12 protein-coding genes are annotated in these 9,822 nt (G+C 72.2%); all 12 read right to left on the reverse strand.

Features of this window, described 5'->3' with window-relative positions; all coding sequences use genetic code 11:
• Nucleotides 1-57 precede the first annotated feature (57 nt).
• A complete protein-coding gene (locus D7Y11_RS39160; protein ID WP_126936228.1) occupies nt 58-1,239 on the reverse strand; it encodes a hypothetical protein in 1,182 nt (393 codons plus the stop codon).
• Entirely contained in the window at nt 1,236-2,429 is a 1,194-nt protein-coding gene (locus D7Y11_RS39165) for a hypothetical protein (RefSeq protein ID WP_120580997.1), read from the reverse strand. The genes D7Y11_RS39160 and D7Y11_RS39165 overlap by 4 nt, the downstream gene beginning before the upstream one ends.
• Complete coding sequence (locus D7Y11_RS39170) at nt 2,422-2,832, reverse strand: GPW/gp25 family protein (protein ID WP_014394733.1); 411 nt, start codon at nt 2,830-2,832, stop codon at nt 2,422-2,424. Before D7Y11_RS39170 ends, D7Y11_RS39165 begins: the two co-directional genes overlap by 8 nt.
• Nucleotides 2,833-2,848: 16 nt before the next feature.
• Nucleotides 2,849-3,670, reverse strand: a complete 822-nt coding sequence (locus D7Y11_RS39175; RefSeq protein WP_120580998.1) for a phage baseplate assembly protein V — start codon at nt 3,668-3,670, stop codon at nt 2,849-2,851.
• Entirely contained in the window at nt 3,667-4,797 is a 1,131-nt protein-coding gene (locus D7Y11_RS39180) for a phage late control D family protein (RefSeq protein ID WP_120580999.1), read from the reverse strand. Before D7Y11_RS39180 ends, D7Y11_RS39175 begins: the two co-directional genes overlap by 4 nt.
• A 4-nt stretch (nt 4,798-4,801) precedes the next feature.
• Nucleotides 4,802-5,092 carry a LysM peptidoglycan-binding domain-containing protein gene (locus D7Y11_RS39185; RefSeq protein ID WP_120616579.1) on the reverse strand — a complete coding sequence of 97 codons (291 nt, stop codon included), beginning with the start codon at nt 5,090-5,092 and terminating at the stop codon, nt 4,802-4,804.
• Nucleotides 5,092-5,739 (reverse strand): hypothetical protein, encoded by a 648-nt coding sequence (locus tag D7Y11_RS39190; RefSeq protein WP_014394729.1) that lies wholly within the window; start codon nt 5,737-5,739, stop codon nt 5,092-5,094. Before D7Y11_RS39190 ends, D7Y11_RS39185 begins: the two co-directional genes overlap by 1 nt.
• Complete coding sequence (locus D7Y11_RS39195; RefSeq protein ID WP_126936229.1) at nt 5,733-6,005, reverse strand: hypothetical protein; 273 nt, start codon at nt 6,003-6,005, stop codon at nt 5,733-5,735. The genes D7Y11_RS39190 and D7Y11_RS39195 overlap by 7 nt, the downstream gene beginning before the upstream one ends.
• Nucleotides 5,999-7,321, reverse strand: coding sequence for an ATP-binding protein (locus D7Y11_RS39200; RefSeq protein WP_126936230.1), 1,323 nt, complete (start codon nt 7,319-7,321; stop codon nt 5,999-6,001). Before D7Y11_RS39200 ends, D7Y11_RS39195 begins: the two co-directional genes overlap by 7 nt.
• A complete protein-coding gene (locus tag D7Y11_RS39205) occupies nt 7,318-8,352 on the reverse strand; it encodes a DUF4255 domain-containing protein (protein WP_126936231.1) in 1,035 nt (344 codons plus the stop codon). Before D7Y11_RS39205 ends, D7Y11_RS39200 begins: the two co-directional genes overlap by 4 nt.
• Nucleotide 8,353: 1 nt before the next feature.
• Nucleotides 8,354-8,701: a hypothetical protein gene (locus tag D7Y11_RS39210; RefSeq protein WP_126936232.1), complete on the reverse strand. Its 348-nt coding sequence runs from the start codon at nt 8,699-8,701 to the stop codon at nt 8,354-8,356.
• A 691-nt stretch (nt 8,702-9,392) separates the two neighbouring features.
• The coding region (locus tag D7Y11_RS43595) for a hypothetical protein (RefSeq protein ID WP_199753922.1) at nt 9,393-9,822 on the reverse strand (430 nt) is incomplete at its 5' end.

Raw genomic sequence — 9,822 nt, forward strand, 5'->3', positions numbered from 1 at the left:
GCTACCTCAGCGAGCCGGTGACGCTCGACGTGGAGGTGGAGGTGGACACGCGGGCCTTCAACCCGGACGCGGTGGTGCAGGCGGTGCGGGCGGCGCTGCTGGACGCGCTGTCGCTGCGGCACCGGGGACCTGGACGAAATACTCCACCGTGGGCGGCTCGCTCGAGGTGATGATCCGCTTCCCCATCTGCCGCGCCACCGGCACCACCACTGGCCGGGCCAGCACCGCCTGCGCCAGGGCCAGCTCGCCGATGCTCCGGTCCAACCCCACCTTCTTCCCGTCCACGGAGGTGACGCGCCGGTAGTAGCGCCGCTGTCCGTCCGACACGGTGACGATGTCCCCCGCGAGCAGGCCCCGCGGCTCCACCGCCAGCCGCAGCATCAACCCCACCGCGCCGCCCGTCCGCAGCGGCCCCTGGACCGGCAACCGCTCCTTGGGGCGGACATGCACGCGCGTGCGCCCGAGGGTGAAGACGTTGCTCGGGAGCGTGGGGGTCACCCGCAAGGTCGTGGTCCCCGCCTCCTGGAGGACGCTGTCCACCACGAAGGCCACGCACCGCCCATCCACCTCGCTCTCGAGGACGACGGGCTCCCCCGCGTTGATGCCGGAGAGGCTCCCCTCCAACACCAGCTTCTTCGTGGAGTGTCCCAGCGCGTCCGGACTCACCCCATGCCCCGCGGGCCGGAGCAGGTTGAGCTCCGCGTCCACGTCCAGGTCGTCGAGCGACTCGAACGTGACGGGCGCGCCCCCGTCCGGCGGCGAGTGTCGCACCGCGAAGCCTCGCCCCAGCCGTCCCCGCGTCCCCGCCTTCGCGTGCACCACCAGCGGAGTGAAGGCCGACGCGGGAGGCGACGGGTGGTAGTCGATCATCTCCACCAGCCGGCGCAGGCTCTCCCACTGGGTCGCCGTCCCCAGGTAGCCCTCGTTGGCATAGGCGTCCACGTGCTCGGTGAGGACGTGCGTCGCACGCGCCAGGGCGCGGGCAATCTCCCAACCCCAGTCCGGCACGGAGGCACGCGGGGCCTCGTACTGGGCCAGCAGCCGCGCCTGCCGCTCGGACTCGCTCTCCGAAACCGGGGCCTGCATCCCGGGCCAGCGGACGGACGCCTCCGGCCGGTTGAAGCGCTCGTCCAATCGCGCGCGGAGCTCCTCGAGCAGCGTGGCCGCGTTGGCGTCCACGTAGCGGATGCGCCGCAACCCCGCCCGGTTCCACCGGGTGATGTCCGATGACTTGCTCACCCTCGCCTCCCGCCCCGCAGGTTCAACGTGTACGAGCCCCGCTCCGGATGGGCCGGGTCGTTGTCACACGTGGCCAGCTCGATGCCTTGGAGCAGGATGCGGCCGGTGGCCACCTGGTCCAGGTAGCGCGCGCCGAAACGCTTGAGCTGATCCAACTGCACCGTCTCCACGCCCTCCAGCGCGGTGAGCGTCTGGATGAGGTCGCTGGCGTTGACGTCCTCTCCGAAGCGCAGCCGGCCCGGCTCGAAGAACCCTCCCGGGCCGCGCCCGAGGGCCTGCTCCACCGCGGCGCGGACCTCGGACTGGAAGTAGTCCGGCCCCACCTGGAGGGTGAACGCCAGCTGGATGCCCACCGGCACCGCGTCCTGGAGCTGCACCTCCTGGCCAATCATCCGGTACGTCTCCACGTAGCCGCCCAGCAACGTGCGCAGGGAGGTGTCCGGCCAGTGCGGCGCATCCAGCCCCCGCTCGATGTGGAAGCGCTCCACGCGCTTGCGCAGGTCCGCGGGCGTGGTGGCCGCCGCGCTCGTGCCCTCCACGGCATCCAGCACCCGGTCATTCCCCCCGATGATGGCCACCCGCACGACGGTCCACGAGCCGCCCCACTCCAGCGAGGCCTGCGCGTGGCGGACCAGCGGGTGCTCCTCCAACATCCCGCCGTAGTCCTCCACCGTCACCATGCGCCGCTGGACGTGCAGCTCGCGAGGCCCCGCGCGCCGCGCCGCCTCCATCAGGAAGGGGTTCGCCGCCCAGGCCTGCTCCAGCTCCGCCCTCGCCCCCTCCCCATCCGCCGCCGGGTTGGTGCGGATGTCTCCCGCGGCGAAGGCCATGCGCTCCGCGTCGTAGCCGATGAGCCGCGACAGCCGCCGCACGGACTCCGGCCGGCGCGCGGTCTCCAGGAAGGACTCGGCGGCGACCCGGTCCGCCATGTCCGACAGCTGGTCGAGCACCGCCGACAGCACCTCCACCAGGACGACCTCGATGTCCGCCGCCGTCCAGCGCTGGCGCTCCGGGATGCGCGCCGCCAGCTCCTCCATCATGAAGCGGCGGAAGCCGTCGAAGTCGCGCACCTGCCAGTCGAAGTCGTTGCCCACGTCGGGGAGCGGCCGGGGCAGTCCCCGCACCACGCGGCGGCCACATCCCGGCAGCCCGGGCTCGAAGAGGATTTCAGGGACGGGCGTGTCAGCCACCGACGCCTCCCACCGCGAAGAGCTGCTGCTGGGGAACACCCAGCGTGGTGAGGCGGTAGCGCACGACGAGCTGGAGCTTCTCGTCCTCGCCCGTCACCTCCAGCTCCAGGCTGCCCGGGTCCACCTCTCCGCGCAGCGCGTCCGCCAGCGCCGCCTGCATGCGCCGCCGCGTCACGTCCCACAGCGGCGTGCCGTTGGGTTCGAACACCAGCATCTTCGCCCCACCCCCGAAGTCCGGGCGGAACACCCGCTCCCCGGGCGTGGTGAAGAGGACCTGCTCGATCTGCTCCCGCACGTGCTGGCCGCGCCGGCTGATGGCCGGCCCCTGCGCCTCCACGCGGAACGGGAAGGCCAGGCACGGTGGGTCCCCCAGGCGCTGACGCTGATCGAATGGCTCGCTCATCCCTCGTCCCTTTCCCTCACTTCGTCATCACCGACGTCGACAGCGTGCTCATCTCGCCCTGGGGGATGGGCGGCGACGTGGGGCCCCCCGGCGCCGACGAGGTGTGCACGTGCGTGGCGAACAGGGTGAGGAAGCTCTGCCCCTTGATGACGGGCTCCCCGCCACTGCCGCCCAAAAGCACCTGCGTCCCCTCCACCACCACCTGCTGGCCCTTCACCTTCACCCCCGAGGACGCGGTCTCGATGGTGTTGCCGTGCGAGTCCTCCACCCGCACGCCGCTGGAGGACAGGACGAGCGAGTTGCCGTGGCTGTCCTCGACGCGCAGCTCCTCGCCCTCCGCGTCCAGCACCACCGTGGCGCCCTTGGCGTCCGTCAGCGCCACCGTCCCCTTCGGGTCGATGCTCAGCTGCGCCCCCTTCGGGTGCTGGAGCAGCACCGCCTCCTCGTCCTTCGCGTCGTCGAACCGCAACACGTGGCCCGCGGGCGTGCGGAGCAGGCGCGTGGTGGGAGGCGTCTTCGCCGCGTCCTCCGGCACGTCCTCCTTCTTCTGCCAGAACGTCCCCGTCCAGATGGGCCTGCGCAGGTCCCCCTCCTCGAACTCCACCCACACCTGGGCCTCCACCTCCGGAATGGCGAACCAGCCATGTCCCGCGGCGCCACCGAAGGGCACGCAGGGCAGCGCCCAGGGCGAGGACTCGGAGCCCAGCACCGACGGCACCCTCAACTTGAGGCGCCCCAATCCGTCCGGGTCCTGGTTGTCCGCGACGAAGCCCCGGTACTTGCCGAAGTACTTGTCGCGCGTATGCCGGATGAGCTCCGTGAGCAGCTCTGGCGTCACAGGAGACCTCCCAGCACGTTGAGCGCCCCGCCCCCGAGGTTGTCCCCATAGGCATTGCGCAACAGGCGCAGCCCCTGCCGGTAACCGTCGTGTGAGAAGACATGCGTGACGGCGTCCACGTAGTAGATGCCGCCCAGCCACTCACCGACGCCGTCCACGCCCACGGGCTGGCCCACCTTGAGGACATGACCGTAGGCCGTGCCGTCCAGCTCCCCTTCCGCGCGCACGCGCAGGGAGAAGTCGTTCACCTTGCGCCGGGCCCGGGCGAGCAGCTCCTCCTCGTCCACGGCCCCCTCGCGGGTGAGCAGCCACGTGAAGTCGCGCCCCTCTTGGCCACCGTGCGCCTGCTGGGTACCGAGCAGCGGGAGATCCGGCGTCACCTCCTGCCGGCGTGGCTCCGCGCCCGACAAGGGGGCCAGGTCCACCGCCACCGTGTTCGGGCGATGCCCGTCCGTGGTGACGCTCAACGCGCGGCAGTGCGTGTCCAGGCCCGCGTAGACGCGGATGGTCGGTTGGGGCTCGGCGTCCAGCCGCATGGGGCCGAAGTAGATGACGCCTCCCCGGACCAGCAGCTCGTACCCGTTGGCCTCGGCCCGGGCACGCAGGAACCGGATGTCGGTGGAGTCCTGCGGCACCACCAATCCGCTCAGGCCGGCGCCGCTGGTGGGGTCCACCACCAGGCCGTGGCGCGCGGCGATCTCCGCCAGCAGCACGCCGTCCGACGTCGGGACCTCCGCGCCCCACACGCGCCGCACGTGCTCGCGGTCCATCGCCAGCGATTCGTCCTGGCAGGACACCGTGACGCGGGCGGTGCCCATGTCCTCGGGGTAGTCCGCGCGCACCTCGCGCACGAAGCCCCGCAGCACCTCCTCGGTGTGCTGACCGAAGCGGGCCTCGATGAGGATGGGCTCCCAGGGGGCCAGGACCTCCGCGTCCTGCACCGTCCAGCGCCCGCTCTCGTCGCGGCGCGTGTCGAAGACGAGCGTCGCCACGCCGACCCGGTCGCGGCTCACCTCCACCCTGGCTTCGCGGAGGAACGGATAGAGCGAGGTGATGGGACGGCCTCGCACCTCGATGGCGCACTCGACGGGTTCCCGGAAGCGCTCGCTGAACAGGTCGGCCAGCATGGCGCTATTCCGTGGCCCGCGGGATGAGGATGACCTGGCCCACGAAGCTGTCGAGCGTCAGGTCGCCGCCGAAGAGGAAGCCCGGGTTGGCGTCCAGGATGCGCCACCACAGCCTCGCGTCGTTGTAGTAGTGGCGCGCCAGCAGATCCAGGCGCTCACCGGAGCGGACCACGTGCTCCAACACGCCGGTGGCCGGGCCGATGGCGCGAGGCCTCACGCCGCGGAACACCTCCCCCAACACCGGGTCCTCGTCGAAGGCACGGGCCTTCGCATACCGCGAGTCACGCGGGAACATCACAGCACCCCCTTGAGCAGGTCCGCGGTGAGCCGGCCGCTGTTGACCGCCGCGCCCACGAGCTGACGGGCCTTCTCCCGCAGGTAGAACGGGTTGTTGCCCTCGATGACCTGCAACGTGAGCGACACCGTCGCCCGGTAGGCCACCAGCGATGGCAGGAAGTTCGTCTCCTCCACCCGGACGGACGTCAGGAACACGGGCAGCACCTGGCCACCCCAGACGAACAGCAGCACCGACGCGAACTGCTCGCGCTGGAAGGCCCGCTCCGACCCGAGCCCCAGGCTGGCCAGCAACTGGAGCCCTCCCGGCCCCTGCGACTTCGGCTCCACCAGCGTGCGCAGCGTGTCCAACTCCGGCTGGATGCCCAGCGTGGCGGCCACCGCGTCGCCTTCGTGCATGCGGTCGGTGGCGTCCAGGAGGATCTCCAGCGTGAACGACTCCGGCTCGACCGACACGCCCTGGGCCACGCGGGGCGTCTCCGTGGGCAGCGCGAAGTCGTAGGCCCCGCGCAGCCCTGGCGTCCCCGGCGTGCGCAAGGTGAGCGTGCGCGTGCGCGAGAGCGTGCGCGGATTGAAGTCGAACACCAGCGCCAGGGGAGGCACGGACAGGCCGTACTCCACCAGCGCGCCCCGGCTCACCCTCACCATCCACGGCCTCCTTCCTCTTCGACCCGGCCAGTCTCCACCGCGCCCCTGACATGGGTGACGAGCGCGTGGGCGATGCGCGAGGCCACCTCCCCATCCGGCAGCGACAGGTCCACGTGCAGCGACAGGTGCGCGGAAGGCACGTGGTGCGCCCCCTCACTCACCACGTGCACGCGAGACAGCTCGCGCGCGACGAGCCGGACGAGCGTGTCCGCGCGGCGCTCGAAGCCCGCTGGCAGCCGCAGGTGCAACGCGTCGATGGTCAGCATGGCGCCAGCTCCTTTGGCAGGTGCTTGCGCAAGGGCCCCAGCTCCGACGCGGACACGTCGCGCCCCTCCTTGCCCAGCTCGCGCCACACCGCGAGCGCGAGCTCCCGCATGCCGATGGGGGTCCCCGCGCCCGCGGCGAGATAGGCCGCGTGCAGCGCTGCGTTGCGGATGCCGCCACCGGACAGGCTCACCGCCGAGCCCAGCACCTCCGGGTCCCCCTCCGGCGACAGCGGCGCGCGCGGCGGCAGCAGCCCCCGCCACAACCTCGCCTGCGCGCGGGCGTCCGGCCGGGGGAACTCCACCACCACCTGGAAACGGCGGGCGAACGCCGGGTCCAGGTTGCCCTTGAGGTTGGTGGTGAGGATGCACGGCCCCGTGTGTTGCTCGATTCGCGCCAGCAGGTGGCTCACCTCCTGGTTGGCGTACCGGTCGCGGGCCTCGCGCACCTCGCCACGGCGCCCGAAGAGGCTGTCCGCCTCGTCGAAGAGGAGGATGACGTCGCGCCCGTGGGCCGCGTCGAAGAGCTTGCTGACGTTCTTCTCCGTCTCGCCGATGTACTTGCTGACGAGCGCGCCCAGGTCCACGCGGTGCAGCTCCCAGCCCATGGTCGTGGCGAGCACCGAGGCGGCGAACGTCTTCCCCGTCCCGGACGGGCCGGAGAACAACGCCACGGGGCCGCCCATCGCGCGACCGCCCCATTGCTCCACCACCGTCTCGCGATGCTGGAGCCACAACAGGAACTCCCGCAGGAGCGCCAGCTTCGCCTCCGGCAGCACCAGCTCCTCCCAGCGCGCCGTGCCCGGCACCCGCAACGCGCCCGGGAGCGACAGGGGCGGCTCCGGGGCTCCGAGCAGGCGCGGCGTGAGGCCACGGCTCGGCCGGATGGGCGAGTAGGGGCCTCCCTCGTCGCGCTCCAGCAACCCCAGGCGCCGCAGGGGCGCGTCCTCGGACAACACCGACGACAACCTCGCGCCGTCCGCGGGCTGCAATGCGAGCAGTTCCTGGATGAGCGCCGCCGTGGGGTACACCGGCTGCGCAGCGCCGGGCTGGAGCTGCTGGAAGAGCCAGCCGACGCGAGGCTCCATCTCGGGCGCCACCGCGCAGGCCAGCACGTCGTACTCGACGGGAGCGAGCTGGCTCGCGCGGAGCCGGCGCCACGCCGAGCCATCCTCCCGGGCCCCCCGCACCCGCGCCTGGGCCTCGCGCAGCCGCTCCAGCACCGCGTCCTCCAACGACGCGCCCTGGCGCAGCCGCGACAGGCACTGCCCCAGCAACTCCACCCGCTCCACCTCCGCCCGCAGGGGTTCCGTGCTCATGCGCCACCTCCATGCAAGGTGACGAAGACGGGGTTGCCCCGCGCCTCGAGCTCCACGCCCTCCGGCCCGTCCGCGGCGCGCCGGTAGCGGCGCACGGCGTAGAGCACGGCCTGTCCCGCATGGTCCGAGAAGGGCAGCGGCACCGGCACACGCGACGTGGCGGGCGGCTGCTCCGGGTCCACCTCCAGCACGGCCGGCGTCATGTCGACCGCCGTGTCCACCGTGCGCCACCCCAGGGTCTGGTCCCAGACGTCCCACCGGAAGTGCACGCTCGCCCCGGCCGCTCCGGCCACCACGACCTCTGGCGTGAAGCCCGCCAGCTCCGGGCTGCCCACCTCGAACACCAGGCTCTGCGTGCAGGTCCCCGCGCGCACGAAGCCAACCTGCGGCGCCCAGTCCTCCAACCGCGGGTCCACCCTCAACCGCGCCAGGGGCGGCGTCCAGGCTGGCACCGCCGGCACCGGCCCGCGTTGCGTCCGCGGCTGTACGTGGGCCCCCACGGACACCACGCGAGGCGCCTCGCGCGTGCGCGTGCGCGGCACCACCGGAACGAGCGCCACCTCGTAGGCCACGGACGGCCGGTAGACGACGTCCTTCTGCGTGGACCAGAGGCGGTTGATGTCATCCAGGCTCAGCGGCTGGAAGATGAGCTGCAAGCGGACCACCTCGCCGGAGGCGTCCAGCGCGTCCATGACGGGCTTCTCGTGGAAGAAGCGGATGACCTCGCCCAGCAGGCGCAGGTCGTTCTCCCCCGCGCTCACCGTGTCCTCGGCGGCGGCGAACGCCGTCACCAGGCAGTGCACGCGCAGGAACCAGGTCTGACCGGGCAGCACGTCCGCGCCCATGGGCGGTGGCTCGAAGCGGTGGAAGAACAGGTTGACCCGGTGGTCCGTGTCACCCGTGGCGGGCGCGGCGGCGGCGGGCGTGCCGATGGGCACGCGGACCGTCTGCCCCTGCAGGCGGAAGCTCTCGCGAACGAAGTCCGCCAGCGAGCGGCAGGCCACGGAGACCGAGGATTCAGGCAGGGCCATCTCAGGCGTTCCGGAGGTAGTGACGGTTGAGCAAGTCCGAGCCCTGGCCCGGAATCGCGGAGGAAGACGCGGGCGCGGGCGCCGGCGCGGTGATGACCACGTGCACCTCGCCGATGTGCACACGGGGCTCCTGGAGCTCGCGCCGCGGCAGCAACGCCGGAGCGGCCCCTCGCGCGGCCTCCCCTGGCGGCAACGCCGGAGCGGCCTCCCCTGGCGGCGGAGCCTGTCGCGCGACGTCCCGGGGAACCGCCCGCGCCTCCCGCTCGGCGGAGGACGCGCCCGGCACCGGGCGCGGGGCACGAGCTGGAGTCTCGGACGCGGTGGACCCGGACGAAGCGGACCCGGGCACGGCCCGTCCCTTCGGCGCTGGGGCTTCTTGTACGAAGGCCCCCGGTGCCGCCGGCCCCGAGGACCGGCCAGGCGCGGCCTCCTGGGACGCGGGCATCGATGGCCCCCGGGCCTCCGGAACACGCGGAGGCACGGACGGCACGAAGGCGGGAGGGGTGGCGGACCCCTGTGGCTTTCTCCTGAGCAGGCCTGTCGCAGCCAGAGGCGGAACGGAGGAGCTCTCGGTGTCCTGGGTCGTGCCTTCTTCCAACCCCGCTCCACGAGGAAGCGACGTCAGTCCGGTCACGCCTTCAGGCACCTCGAACCCACCCGCCCCACGTGACTTCACCAGGACCGGGTCGGGTAGAACATCAAGGCTGTCGGGGTCCTCGCCGGTCGCCCGGTCCGGTTCCCCACCAGCCTCCACTGGAACTCGGACGGCACCTGCCAGGATGCCGCCCTGCCCCTGAGGGACCACTGCGCTAGCCACCTTTCCCAGACCTCGACTTCCGTTTCCGGAGTCAGGCCTGGCCTCCCAGTCATGGTCCGCGGACCGGGGGGCGGGCTCTCCGCCCCACGCCGGTGGTGCTTCCCCGACGACCTCGGACACAGGTGTGTCCTCCCACTCTTCCAGCGGTGCCTCGGGCACCCGGTGCGGGAGCGCATCGGCAAGGATGTCAGCCAGAAACCTCATCGCGGACTCCAAAGTCGTTTCACGTCGTCACACCCGCGCCCCGTTCCACGAGACGCAGGTACCGCCGCCGCCGGTGCCTCGGGAGCGCGAGGATGTCCCGCTCGCTCCAGTGGTACGTCGACGCCAGCGTGTGGACCTCCTCCAGCAACGCCTCCGGGTCCATGGACAGGCACCCATACGGATCCACCTCCACCTCCCGCACATCCCCGCATGCGGCACAGGGCGCCTGGACCCGCGTCACCACCGCTGGAGACACCGCCTCCAGTGCCTCGTCGATGCGCTGCACGTCCGCGGCATCCAGCCGCGTCACGTCCCACGTGGAGGCGTCCAACGGCTCCGCGCAGCGCGCCAGCAACGCGTGCGCGTCCATCCGCCCTTCCTCCACGACGGCCTCCTGGTCCGCGCCCGCGGGCACGCGGACCCGGACCCGCCCCTGCCCCGTCTCCACC

The organism is Corallococcus sp. AB018 (genome assembly GCF_003986945.1).
Taxonomy (GTDB): domain Bacteria; phylum Myxococcota; class Myxococcia; order Myxococcales; family Myxococcaceae; genus Corallococcus; species Corallococcus exiguus.

Bases quoted from the DNA above. Each gene is read 5' to 3' on its own strand.
- D7Y11_RS39170 (WP_014394733.1), bottom strand. From the start codon at position 2,832: ATGAGCGAGCCATTCGATCAGCGTCAGCGCCTGGGGGACCCACCGTGC.
- D7Y11_RS39180 (WP_120580999.1), bottom strand. From the start codon at position 4,797: ATGCTGGCCGACCTGTTCAGCGAGCGCTTCCGGGAACCCGTCGAGTGC.
- D7Y11_RS39185 (WP_120616579.1), bottom strand. From the start codon at position 5,092: ATGTTCCCGCGTGACTCGCGGTATGCGAAGGCCCGTGCCTTCGACGAG.
- D7Y11_RS39190 (WP_014394729.1), bottom strand. From the start codon at position 5,739: ATGGTGAGGGTGAGCCGGGGCGCGCTGGTGGAGTACGGCCTGTCCGTG.
- D7Y11_RS39195 (WP_126936229.1), bottom strand. From the start codon at position 6,005: ATGCTGACCATCGACGCGTTGCACCTGCGGCTGCCAGCGGGCTTCGAG.
- D7Y11_RS39200 (WP_126936230.1), bottom strand. From the start codon at position 7,321: ATGAGCACGGAACCCCTGCGGGCGGAGGTGGAGCGGGTGGAGTTGCTG.
- D7Y11_RS39205 (WP_126936231.1), bottom strand. From the start codon at position 8,352: ATGGCCCTGCCTGAATCCTCGGTCTCCGTGGCCTGCCGCTCGCTGGCG.